Genomic DNA, 17,704 nt, shown 5'->3' with positions numbered 1-17,704 from the left:
CCGTTAAGCCTGCGCCAACTCCGCATGCTCATCCGCATTCAACAACTCTTTATCCGTCTGCTGCATGATTTGGCTGGTAATCGCCCCTGCCGTCATCGAACCGTTCACGTTCAACGCCGTACGGCCCATGTCGATCAGCGGCTCAACCGAAATCAGCAACGCCACCAGTGACACCGGCAAGCCCATCGCCGGCAGCACGATCAGCGCGGCAAACGTCGCACCGCCGCCCACGCCCGCCACACCGGCGGAACTCAAGGTCACAATCGCCACCAGTGTTGCGATCCACAGCGGGTCCAGCGGGTTGATGCCCACGGTCGGCGCAACCATCACCGCCAGCATCGCCGGGTAAAGACCCGCGCAACCGTTCTGGCCAATCGTTGCGCCAAACGAGGCGGCAAAGCCTGCGATGGACTGTGGGATCCCCAGGCGACGGGTCTGCGCTTCAATGCTCAGCGGGATGCTGGCGGCGCTGGAGCGGCTGGTGAAGGCAAAGGTCAGCACTGGCCAGACCTTGCGGAAGAACCGCAGCGGGTTGACCCCGGCCAGGGACAGCAGCAGGCCGTGCACCACAAACATCAGGCCCAGGGCCAGGTACGACACCACCACAAAACTGCCGAGCTTGATGATGTCTTGTAGGTTGGAGCTGGCGACCACTTTGGTCATCAGCGCCAATACGCCGTACGGGGTCAGTTTCATCACCAGGCGCACCAGGCGCATCACCCAGGCTTGCAGGGTGTCGATGGCGTTGAGGACTTTCTGGCCTTTTTCCACGTCATCCTTGAGCAGTTGCAGCGCGGCAACCCCAAGGAATGCAGCGAAGATCACCACACTGATAATTGACGTCGGCTTGGCCCGAGCCAGGTCGGCGAACGGGTTCTGCGGGATGAACGACAGCAGCAGTTGCGGGATATTCAGGTCGGCGACCTTGCCGGCGTAATCACTCTGGATAACTTGCAGGCGTGCCATTTCCTGGGTACCGGCCACCAGGCCTTCGGCGGTAAGGCCGAACAGGTTGGTCAGGCCGATACCGATCAGCGCCGCAATGGCCGTGGTGAACAGCAGCGTACCGATGGTCAGGAAGCTGATCTTGCCCAGGGACGACGCGTTATGCAGGCGGGCTACGGCGCTGAGGATCGAGGCGAACACCAGCGGGATCACGATCATTTGCAGCAACTGCACGTAACCGTTGCCGACCAGGTCGAACCAGCCGATCGAGGCCTTGAGCACCGGGTTGCCGGCACCGTAGATCGCGTGCAGCACCACACCGAAGATCACGCCGAGTACCAACGCAAACAACACCTTCTTGGCGAGGCTCCAGTTGGTTCGACGGGTTTGTGCCAGGCCCAGCAACAGGGCCACGAACACCAGTAAGTTGAGAATCAGGGGCAGATTCATTGAAGCTCCGTTGAGAAGGCAGCCAATCGCGTGAGCCTGCGATTGCGAACCGGAAATGCTAACAGCTTGAAATATAATGATTTAATACCTTTATGGAATGGTCACTGTCGTTTTTGGAATAAGCAAATGGCGCCCAGGCGTACGCGGGTGGCGCGATCACGACGAAAGCGGTCGCGCTCGGGCGATAACTGTCACACGGATTTGTTAGCGTCGATGTCTTTCACTCAGGGAGAAAACGCACATGAAGCTAGCGCCGAAACTGTTTGCCGCCGCGCTGTGCCTGGGCCTTGCGAGCCAGGCCTTTGCCGCCACCGAGTTGAAACATTGGCCGGCGGCTGCCGCCAAGCAACTGGACACGATGATTGCCGCCAATGCCAACAAGGGCAACTTCGCGGTATTCGACATGGACAACACCAGTTACCGCTACGACCTTGAAGAGTCGTTGCTGCCGTACCTGGAAAACAAGGGCCTGATCACCCGCGACACGATGGACCCTTCCCTGAAGCTGATCCCGTTCAAAGACACCGCCGACCACAAGGAAAGCCTGTTCAGTTACTACTACCGCCTCTGCGAAGTCGACGACATGGTCTGCTACCCGTGGGTCGCGCAGATTTTCTCCGGTTTCACCCTCAAGGAACTCAAGGGCTACGTCGACGAGATGATGGCGTCGGGCAAGCCGGTGCCGGTCACCTATTACGAAGGTGACGTGGTCAAGAAGATGGAAGTGCAGCCGCCGAAGGTCTTCACCGGCCAGGCTGAGCTGTTCAACAAGCTGATGGAAAATGGCATTGAGGTCTACGTGATGACCGCCGCGTCCGAGGAACTGGTGCGCATGGTCGCGGCCGATCCGAAGTACGGCTACAACGTTAAACCCGAGAATGTCATCGGCGTGACCACCTTGCTCAAGGACCGCAAGACCGGCGAGCTGACCACCGCGCGCAAGCAGATTGCTGCCGGCAAGTATGACGAGAAGGCCAATCTCGGCCTGGAACTGACCCCGTACCTGTGGACCCCAGCGACCTGGATGGCTGGCAAGCACGCGGCGATCCTGACCTATATCGACGAGTGGAAAAAACCGGTGATCGTCGGTGGCGACACGCCAACCAGTGACGGCTACATGCTGTTCCATGATGTGGACGTGGCCAAGGGCGGCATCCACCTGTGGATCAACCGTAAAGACAAATACATGACCCAGCTCAACGGCATGATGGCCAAGCACGCGGCGGCCCAGGCCAAGGAAGGGTTGCCGGTGACGGCGGATAAAAACTGGGTGATCGTCAAGCCGGACGAGATTCAGTAAGACCGAGGCGCGGCCATCGCAGGCAAGCCAGCTCCCACATGGACCGAGTTCGCTCAGGCAACTCGGCCCATGTGGGAGCCGGGCTTGCCCGCGATGAGGCCGTCGGCAGCACTGCAAAACCCCGGCAAAAATAGATATCAATTGCGAAGCAATCTCATCCTCTGCTAGCGTGCGCACTTCCTGAACATCCCGTTCTTCTCAAGGTAGTGCTGTGCTCTCCTGGAATTCTCAGATCGCGCGCCTGTTCGCGGAGCAGAAGAAGGCCCTCGAAGCCTTCGTCACCCGCCGCACCGGCAGTGCCCAGGTGGCCGCCGACCTGACCCAGGAATCGTTCCTGCGCCTGGCCCGACTGGACTCCGGCGAGAAGATCGACAATCTCCCGGCTTTCCTCTTCACCATCGCCAGTAACCTGGTGCGCGACCATCAACGCCAGGCCATCCGCCGCGAGCGCCTGGATGCCGGCGAACCCAGCGAAGAACTGCCCTGCAGCAACCCAAGTGCCGACGAGCAATTGGCTGCCTATCAACAGGAGCAACTAATGCAGGACGCGATCCTGGCCCTGCCCGAAGCGACTCGGCAGATCTTCCTGCTTTATCATGTCGACGAACTTTCCTACCGCGAGATTGGCGAACGCCTGTCGATCACCCCGCGCAGTGTGGAATACCAATTGCGTCGGGCCTTGATCGAATGCCGTGCCTTTATCAAGGCGCGACTGGCCTGTGATGAACAAGGACGCCGGTCATGAGCGCCGCACCCACTGCCGACGATTTGTTTGCCGAAGCGTCCGGCTGGTATTTCCGTCTTCAGGCTGAGGACGTCACTGCGGCTGAAATCGAGGCGTTTTCCGCGTGGCTCGGGCAGGGCGCTGCCCAGGATGATGCGTGGCAGGAAGTCCAGGCGATGCTGGGCGGCCTGCGCGAGCCAGCGCGGGTGATTCGTCGGGCCGAGCAAGCGGCCTGGCGCAAGCCGGCGCGTCGTTGGGCCTGTGCTGCCGCTGTGTTGCTGGCCGTCGGCCTGACGCTGCAGAACACGCCATGGCTGGATCGTCTGCGGGCTGACTACGCCACCGGCACCGGCGAGTCGCGCACCGTCGAACTGGCGGACGGCTCGCAGCTGCAACTCAACACCGACAGCGCTGTGCAGATCCGCATGAGCGCCGGTGAACGCCAGGTTCGCCTGCTGCGGGGCGAAGGATTTTTCAGCGTGACCAAGGATCCATCGCGGCCTTTCGTGGTGCAGTCCGGCGACGGTTGGGTGAAGGTGGTGGGTACGCAGTTCAGCGTTGCTCGCCGCGATGCGCAGACTCAGGTGCAGGTCGCCCAGGGCAAGGTTCAGGTCAGCTCCGGCGTGGGTGAGCCGGTGTACCTGGAGCCGGGGCGAGCGGTGGAGTATCAGGATCAACGCTTGGCCGCAGTCCACGCGTTCGACCCGGCCAGCGGGTTTGCCTGGCGCCAGCGGCAACTGGTGTTTCGCCAGCAGCCGCTGTCTGAAGTGGTGGCCGAACTGAATCGCTACTGGCCGGGCAAGACGCTGGTGTTTGGCGATGCATTGCGCGATCGCGTGGTGTCCGGCGTATTCGAGATCGATAAACCTGACGCGGTCATCAAGGCCCTGGAATACACCCTCAACCTGCGTGCCGAGCATTACACCCCGTATTTGCTGGTGTTGCGCGAAGGCAAAGCGTCCTAGGCGAATCTTTTTCAAAAATCTTTCAGGGTTTCTCCCCAAGCCATCGTCCTTGATCACTGAGGCGTAAATAGTAAGCACTCTCAAGTAGTGCCGCGCCCGTTCACTGACTTTTGCACCGGGGAGCACCACCCATGGCACACCGATTCGCCGCACGGCCCTTGCTGGCGCTGGCCATTTCCTTGGCTTGCGGCACTGCGCCATTGTCTCTGCAGGCCGCCGAGACCACTCAGGCCCAGACCTACCGTTTCGATATTCCGGGACAAAGCCTGGACGGCGCATTGGCGGCGTTTTCGGCGGTAACGCGGATTCAGGTGTTGGTGCCCAGTGAGTTGACGCAAGGCGTGGCATCGCCCGGTGTCAGTGGCAGCCTGGGGCAACGGGACGCTCTGGCGCGGTTGCTCGCGGGAACGGGGTTGAGTGCGGCCTTTATCAACGCCGATACCGTGACCCTGGAAAAGCGTGTGTCATCAGGCACAGCCCTTGAAGTGGGCGCAACCACCATCAGCGCCGAACACCTTGGGACGACAACCGAAGGCACCGGCTCCTACACCACCGGTGCGGTGACCATCGGCAAGGGTGAGCAGAAACTCAAGGATATCCCGCAATCGGTCAGCGTCATGACCCGCAAGCAGATGGATGACCAGAACACCACCAAGCTCTCCGAAGTGGTCAAGCGCACCCCGGGCCTGACGGCGACCAAATCACCCGGCCCCGGCATGTTCATCTTTTCCCGTGGCTTCGAAGTGGGCACCCTGCAATACGACGGTGTGGGCATCCCGCGTAACACCTACGCGCTGGGCAGCTACCTCACTGAAAACATGGCGATCTACGACCGTGTAGAGACCCTGCGCGGCCCGGCCGCCCTGCTGCAAGGCGCGAACAGCCCCGGTGGCACCATGAACCTGGTGCGCAAGCGCGGCCAGGAGGTGCCGACAGTCACCATCACCGCCAAGGCAGGCTCCTGGGACCACTATGGCACCCAGGTCGACGCCGGCGGCCCGCTGAACGCCGAGGGCACGTTGCGCGGCCGCTTTGTGGCGGATTACGACACCACCCACTCGTTTGTCGACTACGCCGGCAGTTGGAACCAGACGGTGTATGCCGCCGTGGACTACGACTTCACCCCTGACACCACCGTCGGCGTGGGCATCAGCAACCAGAAAGGTCACTCTCGCCCGAATTTCATGTCGCTGCCGCGTTATGCCAATGGCAGCGACATCGGCCTTCCGCGCTCGACCTTTGTCGGTGCCAGCTGGAACCGTAGCGTCAACAACCAGACCCAAGTGTTCGCCGACCTGGAGCATCGCTTCAACGACGATTGGAAATTGAAAGCCGCCGTGGTGGCCATGGATGAACACAACGACGCCACTTATCAGGCGACGTGGGACGAGATCCCCAATCCGGGCAGCACCGGCAACGTGCGTTATGTGGATTGGGTCACCGACTTCAACAACAAGAGCCGCGGGGTGGACGTCTACGTCAACGGCAAGTTCGAGACCCTGGGGTTCCGCCAGGAACTCGTGCTGGGCGCCAACTACTCGAAGCTTACGACCCACGACCTGTACGCCCGGGATGCCACCGACGGTGCGGATATCTTCAACATCGACCACAACCGTGTGCAGCGCGACAAATATCAACTGTTCCAGGACGGCTCCGGGTCAAAGAACTGGTATGACATTCGCCAGAAAGGCATCTACGGCACGTGGCGCGTCCAGTTGCTGGAGCCGCTGACCCTGATCGTTGGCGCCCGTACCAGTTGGTATGACTTTTCCTATATCGACGAAAGCGGTTTCCAGGGTGTGTACGACGCCCCTACTCAAAGCACCACCCAAACCACTGGCCGGGTCACGCCATACGCAGGCCTGGTGTATGCCCTCAATGACCAATGGTCGGCCTACGCCAGCTATGCCGATGCATTCGAACCCCAGACCAACCTGACTACATCCGGCAGCATGCTCAAGCCTATCGAGGGCAAGAATTACGAACTGGGCCTCAAAGGTGAATTGGCCGATGGTCGTCTCAATACCTCGTTTGCGATCTTCCGCTACGACCAGGAAAACCGTGGCGTGCAGGACCTGCAAGGGCCGATGAACTGTGGTGGCTGGTACTGCTCGGTCGCGTCGGGCAAGGTCCGCAGCCAGGGCTTTGAAGCCACCTTGAGCGGTGAGGTGCTGCCTGGCCTGCAACTGGCATCCAGTTACACCTACAACACCACCAAGTTCCTCAAGGACAATACTTACGAAGGCAAGATCTTCAGCACATGGACCCCGAAGCACCTGCTCAAGGTGTGGGGTGATTACCAGTTGCCGGGTGACTGGGAGAAAGTCAGCGTCGGCGCCGGCGTCACCGCGCAAAGCAGCACTGAATCCTATGACCGCAAGTTCAGCGTGCCGGGCAACGCCCTCTGGGATTCGCGGGTGGCCTACAAGATCAATCAGGAATTCACCGTGGCGGCAAACCTGAACAACATGTTCGACAAGAAGTACTACATCCCTGCGTACAACGCGACCTGGGGCAGCAACTACTATGGCGACCCGCGTAACGTGATGTTCACCATGACCTATACACCGCAGTTCTGATTCAACCAGGCAAAAAAATGCCCCGCACGTGGCGGGGCATTTTTATGGGCGAGGTTTACAGACCGTCAAGCATCGCCTTGTTACGCACAGCACCTTTGTCGGCACTGGTGGCCAGCAGGGCGTAAGCCTTCAACGCGGTGGTGACTTTGCGCGGACGCTTCTCCACCGGCTTCCAGCCTTTCTTGTCCTGCTCAACCCGGCGTGCCGCCAATTCTTCATCGCTGATCAACAGGTTGATCGAGCGGTTCGGAATGTCGATCAGTACCTTGTCGCCATCTTGCACCAGACCAATCGCGCCGCCCGCAGCGGCTTCCGGCGAAGCATGGCCGATGGACAGGCCCGAGGTACCGCCGGAGAAGCGGCCGTCGGTGAGCAAGGCGCAGGCTTTGCCCAGGCCTTTGGATTTCAGGTACGACGTCGGGTAGAGCATCTCTTGCATGCCCGGGCCGCCTTTCGGGCCTTCGTAACGGATGATGACAATGTCGCCTTCCTTCACTTCGTCAGCAAGGATGCCGCGTACCGAGCTGTCCTGGCTTTCGTAGATCTTGGCGCGGCCTTCGAACACGTGGATCGATTCGTCGACACCGGCGGTTTTCACTACGCAGCCATCCAGCGCGATGTTGCCGTACAGCACAGCCAGGCCGCCTTCTTGGGAGTAGGCGTGCTCGACACTGCGGATGCAGCCGTTTTCACGGTCGTCGTCGAGGGTTTCCCAACGGGTCGACTGGCTGAACGCGGTTTGCGTCGGGATGCCGGCCGGGCCCGCCTTGAAGAAGTGATGCACGGCTTCGTCGGTGGTCTGGGTGATGTCCCACTTGGCGATGCCTTCGGCCAGGGATTTGCTGTGCACGGTCGGCAGGTCGGTGTGCAACAGGCCGCCACGGGCCAGCGAACCGAGGATCGAGAAGATCCCGCCGGCGCGGTGCACGTCTTCCATGTGGTACTTCTGGATGTTCGGCGCGACTTTGCACAGTTGCGGCACGTGGCGCGACAGGCGGTCGATGTCCCGCAGGTCGAAGTCGATCTCGGCTTCTTGCGCGGCGGCCAGCAAGTGCAGGATGGTGTTGGTGGAACCGCCCATGGCGATGTCCAGGGTCATGGCGTTTTCGAACGCCTTGAAGTTGGCGATGTTGCGCGGCAACACCGACTCATCGTTCTCGGTGTAGTAACGCTTGCACAGCTCGACGATGGTGCGGCCTGCCTGCAGGAACAGCTGCTCGCGGTCGCTGTGGGTGGCCAGTGTCGAGCCGTTGCCCGGCAAGGCCAGGCCCAGGGCTTCCACCAGGCAGTTCATCGAGTTGGCGGTGAACATGCCGGAGCACGAACCGCAGGTAGGGCAAGCGCTGCGCTCGTATTCCGCGACCTTCTCGTCAGAAGCGCTGGAATCGGCGGCGATGACCATGGCGTCCACCAGGTCGAGGCCGTGGGAGGCCAGTTTGGTCTTGCCGGCTTCCATCGGGCCGCCGGAAACGAAGATCACCGGGATGTTCAGGCGCAGGGAGGCCATCAGCATGCCGGGGGTGATCTTGTCGCAGTTGGAGATGCACACAATGGCGTCGGCGCAGTGGGCGTTGACCATGTATTCCACGGAGTCGGCGATGATCTCGCGGCTCGGCAGGGAATACAGCATGCCGTCATGGCCCATGGCGATGCCGTCATCCACGGCGATGGTGTTGAATTCTTTCGCTACACCGCCGGCGCGTTCGATCTCGCGGGCGACCAGTTGGCCCAGGTCCTTGAGGTGGACATGGCCGGGTACGAACTGGGTGAACGAGTTGGCAATCGCGATGATCGGCTTCTTGAAGTCGTCATCTTTCATCCCCGTGGCGCGCCACAGTGCGCGAGCGCCGGCCATGTTGCGGCCGTGGGTGGATGTTTTCGAACGGTAATCAGGCATTGGAGCACTCCGGGCGGCTAATCAAGTACTAAAGGGGAGTGAGCTTCTAATTGACGACTGGAACACCCGAAAAATGGCCGTGTGTCCGGAAGTTGCCACTCGCGTCGCGGGATCGCCGCTTGCTTGGGCCTCGAGCTCATAAACCCGCCGGGGGATGACTGGCGATGAATAGCATCGATTCTACACCGCTGGCGGCCGGAGGGAATGGCCGTCTACCTGTAGGAGCGAGCTTGCTCGCGAAAAACGTCAACGGTAACGCGGCGCTATCAGGTGGTCCGTGTCGCCTATATGTTTTTCGCGAGCAAGCTCGCTCCTACAGGAGGGCGTATTTCAAAGCCACATGGCGTCCCAGAGTGGATAGTCGCCTATACGCTCAACCAGCCCTGCTCTTAATGGATTGGCGACGATGTATCGAGCTGTTGCTTTCAGGTCATCTTCCCGGCGCAACGCGCGATCAAAGTAGCCCTTTTGCCAAAGTGCCCCGTGGCAACTCCTCGCTTTGTTAATGGCGTGGGCACTGCGCGACTTGGTAATCCGCATCAGTCTCGGCAAATCGCCGTTGTGCAATTCCACCAGCCAATGGAAATGGTCCGGCATCACGACCCAGGCCAGTGAAGTCGCCTCGCCGTCGTCCTGAGCCTTTCTGAATTCGCGAACAAGCAGGCGGCCAATACGCCAGTCCTGGAAGATTAAATGTCGTTGATGCGTGACAGCGGTGAGCAGGTAAATGCGGCCGGATTCTGAATAGCGGCCTGTACGCAGACGATGTGCGTTTTGCTGGGTGGACATTCCTTCGTCCTCTTCGTGTGAGTAGAAGAGAAACGGTAGGAGGCAACAGTGTCTATTGGCGTTTAAACACTGGTTCCGAATATGTCATGCCTTTCTGTAGGAGCGAGCTTGCTCGCGAAGAACGTCAACGATAACGCAGCGCTATCAGGTAGCCCGTGTCGCCTATACGTTTTTCGCGAGCAAGCTCGCTCCTACAGTGGGGGCGGAGTGGGAGGCCTTTAGCGTCCAACTCTGATGTTCGTCAGCACGCCCCAGACGCTGAACACGATGAAGCTGATGGCGATGGTCATCAACAAGTTGGCCCCGGCTTGGGCAAGCGCGGCGCTGCTGACGGCGGCGGTGATGAACATGATGCTGTTGCCGGCCGAGGCGGCGGTGCCGGCGCTGCTGGAGAACAGCAGCATGGCCGCAGAAATCGCGGCGGGGCGTACAAGGGTCACGGCCAGGGCGCTGATCAGCATCGGGATCAGCAGGGTGATGGTGGTCATGGCCTCATAGCTGATCACCAGCGCCAGCAACACGCCGGCGATCCCCAGCAGGCCCAGCCCGAGGTTGATTTGCCGCGTGAGGGAGATGTGTTTCTGCAGGGCGGTCGCTGCTACGCCGCCCAGCAGATAGGCGACGCCATACACCATCAGCACCACCGCGTACTGGTATTCGGACAGCTTCAACTCATCCATGAAAATCAGCGGCGTCACGCTGATCAAGGCGAAGTAACACGCGAATACCAGCGCGGCGATCCACCAATAGCGGATGAAGTCCCGGTTTGCGGCGATGGATTTCAGCGTGGCGATGATCGAAACCGGCGCTCTTTCAGGGCTGGCGGCTTTGGACGGCAATATCAGCCAGGCATGGATGAACATGCCCAGCGCCATTACCGCAAACCCATAAAAGCTGCCCTGCCAATCAAATGTGGTTTGCAGCCAGGAGCCGAGCAGCGGCGACAGCGCGACAAACGATCCGCTCAGGGTCATGTAATAGATGCGGATGCGGGCGCGATCCTGTTCTTCAAACAGGTCCTCGACCAGCGCATGGCCTAGTACGAAAAAACCACAGCCGATGGCCTGGACGGCGCGAAACAGCAGGAAGCTCGGGTAATTGGCCGCCAGTGCGCAGCCGATCGAGCCGAGGGTGGAAACCACAATGCAGCCCAGCAGTACTTCCTTGCGCCCGAATTTGTCTGAAAGCGGGCCGGCGATCAGTTGGGAAATCGCAAATACCAGGGTGAACAGACTGATGGACAGCGCGACTTCAGCAGTTGAAGTGTCGAACTTCGCGGCCAGGGCTGGAAAGGAGGGCAGCAGGATATTGATCGGGAAGAAGCTGATCAGGGAGATGCAGGTGATGAGGATGAAGCGTGAGAGTTGTCGGCGTTTTACGTCGCCATGGGGTGGCGAATAAGAGGACTCAGACATTGTTTTTATTTTCCGGAGTAAAACCAGAAACCGATACTAGTCTGCGAAACGGGGAATTCAATCAAAAGTGTTGTGGGAGGCCAGCCCATGATGATGTTTGTTGCCGCTGTAGGAGCGAGCTTGCTCGCGAAGAACGTCAACGATAACGCAGCGCTATCAGGTAGCCCGTGTTGTCTATTCGTCTTTCGCGAGCAAGCTCGCTCCTACAGTTGATCCGGTTCCAATTGGGCGTTAGCTATTCGGCAACAACCGGCAAGTAATGCTCTTGATATACCGGGTCTCGGCAATTGCCGGGTGCACCGGGTGATCCGGGCCCTGGCCGCCGCGTTCCAGCATCTGGATATTGCGGTCCAGGTGACGGGCGCTGGTCAGCAGGATGTTCTGCAGGTCGTCTTCCGGCAGATGCATAGAGCACGAAGCGCTGACCAGGATGCCGTCCTTGCTGAGCAGGCGCATGGCTTGCTCGTTCAGGCGGCGGTAGGCGCCTTCGCCGTTTTTCATGTCTTTCTTGCGCTTGATGAAGGCCGGCGGGTCGGCAACGATCACGTCGAAACGCTCTTCGCTGGCTTTCAGCTCTTTGAGGGCTTCGAACACGTCGCCTTCGATGCAGGTCATCTTCTCGGCAACGCCGTTCAGTGCTGCGTTGCGCTCCACGCCGTCGAGGGCGAAGGCGGAGGCGTCGACGCAGAACACTTCACTGGCGCCGAAAGCTGCGGCTTGCACGCCCCAGCCGCCGATGTAGCTGTACAGGTCGAGTACGCGCTTGCCTTTGGCATACGGGGCCAGGCGGGCGCGGTTCATGCGGTGGTCGTAGAACCAGCCGGTCTTCTGACCCTGGATCACCGGCGCTTCGAACTTCACGCCGTTTTCTTCCAGGGCAACCCACTCCGGCACCAGGCCGAATACGGTTTCGACGTAGCGGTTGAGGCCTTCGGCATCACGCGCGGCGGAGTCGTTCTTGAACAGGATGCCGCTTGGCTTGAGCACTTGGGTCAGTGCGGCGATCACGTCTTCCTTGTGGGCTTCCATGGTCGCTGAAGCGATCTGCACCACCAGGATGTCACCGAAACGGTCAACCACCAGGCCAGGCAACAGGTCGGAATCGCCGTACACCAGGCGGTAGAACGGCTTGTCGAACAGGCGGTCACGCAGGGACAGGGCCACGTTGATGCGGTGCACCAGCAGCGACTTGTCCAGCGGCAGCTTGATGTCGCGAGACAGCAGGCGGGCGCAGATCAGGTTGTTCGGGCTCATGGCCACGATGCCGAGGGTCTTGCCGCCGGCTGCTTCCAGGATCGCCTGGTCGCCTGCCTGGAAGCCGTGAAGGGGTGTGGCGGCCACATCGATTTCGTTGCTGTAGACCCACAGGTGGCCGTTGCGCAAACGACGATCGGCGTTGGCTTTGAGACGCAGGCTTGGCAGGGACATGACGTCGCTCCGGAAAAAAGAGCGGGAGTATACCGTGTTGTTTAGTACTTGGCGGCGCCGCCGGACATGTGGGAGCGGGCTTGCTCGCGAAAGCAGAGGATCAGTAAACACATTCGGTGGCTGACACACCGCTTTCGCGAGCAAGCCCGCTCCCACATTTGATCCGGTTCAGTTCGGGTTTTTGAGGTGTCAGCCGAGTCTTTATAAAGGTTAGAATCGCCGCCTAGTCCAGAGTGTGCCCCTATGTCCCAAGAGCTATCCGCCGAACAGATCCAACAGAGCCTCCAAGGCATCAGCGTGCCGCCTCAACCGCAAATCATGGTGGATTTGCAGATGGAGCAGTACATGCCTGATCCGGACCTGGAAGTGATCGCCCGGCTGATCGCCCAGGACCCGGGCCTCTCCGGCTCGCTGCTGAAGATCGTCAACTCGCCGTATTACGGGCTGAGCAACAAGATCGTCTCGATCCAGCGCGCGGTGAACCTGCTGGGCAGCCGCTCCATCGTCAACCTGATCAACGCGCAGTCGATCAAGGGCGAGATGAGCGACGACACCATCGTCACCCTCAACCGTTTCTGGGACACCGCCCAGGATGTGGCCATGACCTGCCTGGCCCTGGCCAAGCGCACCGGCAGTCAGGCGGTCGATGAAGCCTATGCATTGGGGCTGTTCCACGATTGCGGCGTGCCGTTGATGCTCAAGCGTTTCCCGAACTACATGAGCGTGCTGGAAGAGGCCTATGCCAACGCCGGCCCGGAATGCCGTGTGGTCGACACCGAGAACCAGGCGTTCAACACCAACCATGCCGTGGTGGGTTACTACACCGCCAAATCCTGGCGCCTGCCGGAACATGTGACCGACGCCATCGCCAATCACCACAATGCCCTGGCGATTTTCAGCGACGAGTCCAACCACAAGCCGCAGCTGAAAAACCTGCTGGCGATCCTGAAAATGGCCGAGCACATTTGTGCGTCGTACCGCGTGCTGGGCAACCAGGTGGATGACCATGAGTGGAACGCCATCGGCCCGCTGGTGCTGGACCACATCGGCCTGTCGGACTACGACTTCGAGAGTTTGAAGTTGTCGATCCGCGAGCTGGGCGCGCACTAACCCTTTCTCCAAGAGGTAAACATGCCCGAGTTACCGGAAGTCGAAACCACCCGGCGCGGAATTGCGCCGCATCTGGAAGGCCAGCGGGTCAGCCGTGTGGTGGTGCGTGAGCGGCGCCTGCGCTGGCCGATCCCGGAAGACCTGGATGTACGGCTGTCCGGGCAACGGATCGTGCTGGTGGAACGGCGGGCCAAGTACCTGTTGATCAATGCCGAAGTCGGCACCTTGATCAGCCATCTGGGCATGTCGGGCAACCTGCGCCTGGTGGAGGCCGGCAGCCCGGCGGCCAAGCATGAGCATGTGGATATCGAGCTGGAGTCGGGCCTGGCCCTGCGTTACACCGACCCGCGACGCTTTGGCGCAATGCTCTGGAGCCTCGACCCGCTGAACCACGAACTGCTGATTCGCCTGGGGCCGGAGCCGTTGACCGACCTGTTTGACGGCGAGCGGCTGTTCCAGCTGTCCCGTGGACGCTCGATGGCGGTGAAACCGTTCATCATGGACAACGCGGTGGTGGTGGGCGTGGGCAATATCTATGCGACAGAAGCGCTGTTTGCCGCCGGGATTGATCCGCGTCGGGAAGCCAAGGGCATTTCCCGCGGGCGTTACTTGAAGCTGGCGATCGAGATCAAACGCATCCTGGCGGCGGCCATCGAGCGCGGCGGCACCACGCTGCGGGACTTTATCGGCGGTGATGGGCAACCGGGGTATTTCCAGCAGGAATTGTTCGTCTATGGCCGTGGTGGCGAGGCGTGCAAGGTCTGTGGGACCGAATTGCGCAGTGTGACGCTGGGGCAGCGGGCAAGTGTGTTCTGCCCACGCTGCCAGACTTAGGCCTTCCCGGTAATCAGCCGGTACTTCTCCATCAACTGCTCTTCCGTCTCCGGATGAGCCTCGTCCAGCGGAATGCAATCCACCGGGCAAACCTGCTGGCACTGGGGTTCGTCGTAGTGGCCGACACACTGGGTGCACAGGTTGGGGTCGATCACGTAGATCTCTTCACCCTGTGAAATGGCAGCGTTCGGGCACTCGGGTTCGCAGACGTCGCAGTTGATGCAATCGTCGGTGATGATCAGGGACATGGAAACTCCTGCCAGGGCTGTCAGCCAAGGCATCTGAAAACTAATGCGCGCAATTGTGCCGCATTGGCGCCCCTGTGGCGAGGGGGCTTGTCTGTGACGAGGGGGCTTGTCCCCCGTTGGGGCGCGAAGCGGCCCCGAATCAGGCGATTGGGTTTTACCTGAAACTAAGCGGCGTCTTTATTGGGGCTGCTTCGCAGCCCAACGGGGGACAAGCCCCTCGCCACAATAAGCCCAAAGACCAGAATTACTTCTTGAAGCGCAGCGTCAGCGCATCCGCCACAGCCGGGTGCACAAACTTGGTGATATCCCCGCCCAATGCCGCGATTTCTCGCACCAACGTCGAGGAAATGAACGAATAACGCTCCGACGGCGTAAGAAACAGGCTTTCCACGTCCGGCGCCAGCTGGCGGTTCATGTTGGCCAGCTGGAATTCGTATTCGAAGTCCGACACCGCTCGCAGGCCGCGCAGGAACACATTCGCGTTCTGCTCCTTGGCAAAGTGCGCCAGCAGGGTGGCAAAGCCGACCACTTCAACGTTGGGCAGATGCTTGGTGACCTCACGGGCCAGCTCCACGCGCTGTTCCAGGGGAAACAGCGGGTTTTTCTTGGGGCTGGCAGCGACCGCGATAATCACATGGTCGAACAAGCGCGAGGCGCGTTCGACCAGATCGCCATGGCCCTTGGTGATTGGGTCGAAGGTACCTGGGTACAACACTCGGTTCATCGCGTCGTCCTGGCGGAGTCCGTTGGGGAACCGGATGGTATCGCAGCCATCCCGGTCGGCCAAGTCAACTTATTCAGAAGAAAGCACTATAGACACCGCGAATACCCGGTTTTTTCAGGCCGTTTTCAGACGTTCGGCCAACGCTGTCGCCAGTTGCGCGGTCAATCCATACACCGATAGCTGCGGGTTAGCCCCAATGCTGGTAGGGAATAGCGAGCCATCGTGAATCGACAAGTTGCTCAGCTGGTGATGGCGCCCAAGGCTGTCGGCCACGGCATTTTTCGGTTCTTCACCCATGGCGCAACCGCCCATCACATGCGCGCTGCCGAGCCGTGTGCGATGCAATTCAAGGTTCAAGCCGTCAATCATGCTGCGGGCTTCGGCCAATGTGTTCACGTAGCGTGCATCCCCGTGCAGCGGCATCACCGACTTGGCACCGCCGGCGAACTGAATCTCCGCCATGCTGTGGAAGGCCCGGCGCAGGCCGTCCCAGGCGTAGGGCGAGACCTGATAATCGAGCACTGGGGTGCCATCGCCGCGCAAATCGACTGTGCCGCCCGGGCTGTCGGGGTGGAAACCATCGCGTAACAGGGCAAGCATCGCGTGAGTTTTCGGCAGTTGGCCCATATCCAGGGCGTTCTGGGTGCCATAGCCGCCGAGCAAGGTGCTGGCCAGGCCGGGATGCAGTGGCGGCACTTCGAGCTTGTAGGACATTTTGCCGGTGGTGCCGTCCTGCCATTGGAAGTGATCGGAGTAAATCGACTGCGGCGCACCGTAGAACGGGTTGATCACCTCGTCGAACAGTCCGGCAGAAAAATTCACCAGATGCAGAAAGGTCCGCTTGCCCAGGCGCGAGTGGGGGTCGGGCGCATCGGAACGAAGCAGCAGCGCCGGGCTGTTGATGCCGCCGCCGGCCAATACGTAGTGCTTGGCTTTGACCGTGATTTTGCGGCCTGTGGGAGCCACGCAATACTGATCCATGGCCACGCATTCGAGGCTGGTGATGGTGTCGCCGCTGAACTTCAGGCGTTCGGCGCGGGCCAGGTACAGCAACTCGCCGCCTTTCTCCAGGGTGGACGGAATGGTCGTCACCAGCATTGATTGCTTGGCGTTGACCGGGCAACCCATGCCGCAATACCCTAGGTTGAAACAGCCGCGCACGTTGCGCGGGATCACGTGCCAGCTGTAGCCGAGCTTTTCGCAGCCTTTGCGGATCACGTCGTTGTTGGCATTCGGCGGCATGGCCCAAGGGGCGATACCGAGGCGCTGTTCCATTTTTTCGAACCAGGGTGCCATCTCGGCGCTGCTGTGGCCCTTGACCGCGTACTCGCTGGCCCAGTGGGCGAGGGTCGGGTCCGGGGTGCGGAAGCTGGAGGTCCAGTTGATCAGCGTGGTGCCGCCGACCGCGCGGCCCTGCAAAATGGTGATGGCGCCGTCCTTGCTCATGCGCCCGATACCTTCCTGGTACAGGCTGGCGTAGGCCTCGTCTTCCAGCAGCTTGAAGTCGTTGCTGGTTTTCAGCGGGCCTTCTTCGATCAACAGCACCTTGTAGCCGGCGGCGCTGAGGATTTCGGCGGTGGTGCCGCCGCCGGCACCGCTGCCGATGATTGCGACGTCAGCCTCCAGGGTCAGGTCCTGGTCGAGGGCGGCGCCATTGTGGGTTTTCCAGCCGCGGGCCATGCCATCGCGGAACAGATCAGGTACGGGCATCAGGGTCTTCTCTTGTTTTTATCGGGATGCGAATCAGATTTTCGGTGGGCCGGGGTAGCCGCAATGCGCCCAGGACTCGGGGCGGAAATACCAGGCCATGATCACCAGCTTTAGCAACGAGCCCTGGCCCATGCGCAGCAGGTTCAGGTAGCTGTTTTCCCAGCGGTGCAGGAAGTTGCGGATCTGCTCGCTGCTGGCGTTTTCCCAACTGCCCCACACCCCGGTCAGCGGCCCACGGGTGACCGCCATGCCCAGTACGTCGAACAGTTGCTGGGTGAGCTTGAACATCTCCGGCGACAGGTGTTGCAGGCTGAAGTCGAGCTTTTTCAAGGTGTCATCGATGCCGGCCACTACCACCTCGGCGCTGGCCACGCCCTCCAGCAGCACCGGGATCACCGCCCGCAAAAACGGCAGGTCGCTGCTGCGCAACATCGCAAAGCCGCTGGCCGGGGTGCTGCTGGAGCAGCCGCTGAGGCTGGCGCCAAGCCCGGCGGTGGCCAGGAAGGCGCTGGCGCACAGGCCGAGTTTCAAGACGCCGCGCCGTGACAGCGCGGGTGATTCAGTCAGGCTAGGGTTCATTCTTATT

At 60.6% G+C, this 17,704-nt stretch carries 15 protein-coding genes; 6 read left to right on the top strand and 9 right to left on the bottom strand.

Annotation, left to right across the window (positions count from 1 at the left end):
• Positions 1–3: 3 nt before the first annotated feature.
• Entirely contained in the window at positions 4–1,395 is a 1,392-nt protein-coding gene (locus ACA046_RS30995; RefSeq protein ID WP_076013016.1) for an L-cystine transporter, read from the bottom strand.
• Positions 1,396–1,636: 241 nt separating this feature from the next.
• Here ACA046_RS30995 and ACA046_RS30990 point away from each other — a divergent pair, with 241 nt between their 5' ends.
• From ACA046_RS30990 to ACA046_RS30975, 4 genes are all read left to right on the top strand, one after another.
• Positions 1,637–2,695 (top strand): HAD family hydrolase, encoded by a 1,059-nt coding sequence (locus ACA046_RS30990; protein WP_076013015.1) that lies wholly within the window; start codon positions 1,637–1,639, stop codon positions 2,693–2,695.
• 211 nt (positions 2,696–2,906) lie between these two features.
• Entirely contained in the window at positions 2,907–3,440 is a 534-nt protein-coding gene (locus ACA046_RS30985; protein ID WP_177020251.1) for an RNA polymerase sigma factor, read from the top strand.
• Positions 3,437–4,384, top strand: coding sequence for a FecR family protein (locus ACA046_RS30980; protein ID WP_497675553.1), 948 nt, complete (start codon positions 3,437–3,439; stop codon positions 4,382–4,384). The genes ACA046_RS30985 and ACA046_RS30980 overlap by 4 nt, the downstream gene beginning before the upstream one ends.
• Positions 4,385–4,515: 131 nt before the next feature.
• Positions 4,516–6,963 (top strand): TonB-dependent siderophore receptor, encoded by a 2,448-nt coding sequence (locus tag ACA046_RS30975; RefSeq protein ID WP_459024458.1) that lies wholly within the window; start codon positions 4,516–4,518, stop codon positions 6,961–6,963.
• A 55-nt stretch (positions 6,964–7,018) separates the two neighbouring features.
• Here ACA046_RS30975 and ilvD read toward each other — a convergent pair whose 3' ends face one another.
• The 4 genes from ilvD to ACA046_RS30955 all read right to left on the bottom strand — a co-directional run bounded on the left by ilvD (position 7,019) and on the right by ACA046_RS30955 (position 12,492).
• Positions 7,019–8,860 carry a dihydroxy-acid dehydratase gene (ilvD, locus tag ACA046_RS30970; RefSeq protein ID WP_459024456.1) on the bottom strand — a complete coding sequence of 614 codons (1,842 nt, stop codon included), beginning with the start codon at positions 8,858–8,860 and terminating at the stop codon, positions 7,019–7,021.
• Between the two features lie 330 nt (positions 8,861–9,190).
• On the bottom strand, positions 9,191–9,649 hold the full coding sequence (locus ACA046_RS30965) for an REP-associated tyrosine transposase (protein WP_459024454.1): 459 nt from the start codon (positions 9,647–9,649) through the stop codon (positions 9,191–9,193).
• Positions 9,650–9,867: 218 nt separating this feature from the next.
• On the bottom strand, positions 9,868–11,064 hold the full coding sequence (locus tag ACA046_RS30960; protein WP_459024452.1) for an MFS transporter: 1,197 nt from the start codon (positions 11,062–11,064) through the stop codon (positions 9,868–9,870).
• Between the two features lie 231 nt (positions 11,065–11,295).
• A complete protein-coding gene (locus ACA046_RS30955; RefSeq protein ID WP_003213799.1) occupies positions 11,296–12,492 on the bottom strand; it encodes a class I SAM-dependent rRNA methyltransferase in 1,197 nt (398 codons plus the stop codon).
• A 297-nt stretch (positions 12,493–12,789) separates the two neighbouring features.
• Here ACA046_RS30955 and ACA046_RS30950 point away from each other — a divergent pair, with 297 nt between their 5' ends.
• Together ACA046_RS30950 and mutM are read left to right on the top strand one after the other, a co-directional pair.
• A complete protein-coding gene (locus tag ACA046_RS30950) occupies positions 12,790–13,602 on the top strand; it encodes an HDOD domain-containing protein (RefSeq protein ID WP_173882995.1) in 813 nt (270 codons plus the stop codon).
• Positions 13,603–13,623: 21 nt separating this feature from the next.
• A complete protein-coding gene (gene mutM, locus ACA046_RS30945; protein WP_010167752.1) occupies positions 13,624–14,436 on the top strand; it encodes a bifunctional DNA-formamidopyrimidine glycosylase/DNA-(apurinic or apyrimidinic site) lyase in 813 nt (270 codons plus the stop codon).
• Here the strand turns inward: mutM and ACA046_RS30940 are convergent.
• From ACA046_RS30940 to ACA046_RS30925, 4 genes are all read right to left on the bottom strand, one after another.
• Positions 14,433–14,684: a YfhL family 4Fe-4S dicluster ferredoxin gene (locus tag ACA046_RS30940; protein ID WP_003213796.1), complete on the bottom strand. Its 252-nt coding sequence runs from the start codon at positions 14,682–14,684 to the stop codon at positions 14,433–14,435. The genes mutM and ACA046_RS30940 overlap by 4 nt on opposite strands.
• 244 nt (positions 14,685–14,928) lie before the next feature.
• Complete coding sequence (gene coaD / locus ACA046_RS30935) at positions 14,929–15,408, bottom strand: pantetheine-phosphate adenylyltransferase (protein ID WP_049711086.1); 480 nt, start codon at positions 15,406–15,408, stop codon at positions 14,929–14,931.
• Positions 15,409–15,522: 114 nt separating this feature from the next.
• Positions 15,523–17,118 (bottom strand): GMC family oxidoreductase, encoded by a 1,596-nt coding sequence (locus tag ACA046_RS30930; RefSeq protein WP_497675552.1) that lies wholly within the window; start codon positions 17,116–17,118, stop codon positions 15,523–15,525.
• 33 nt (positions 17,119–17,151) lie between these two features.
• Positions 17,152–17,697, bottom strand: coding sequence for a twin-arginine translocation pathway signal protein (locus tag ACA046_RS30925; protein WP_076013008.1), 546 nt, complete (start codon positions 17,695–17,697; stop codon positions 17,152–17,154).
• Positions 17,698–17,704: the final 7 nt, after the last annotated feature.

The organism is Pseudomonas sp. LBUM1641 (assembly GCF_059716235.1).
This window is presented reverse-complemented; position numbering and strand designations above follow the sequence as displayed.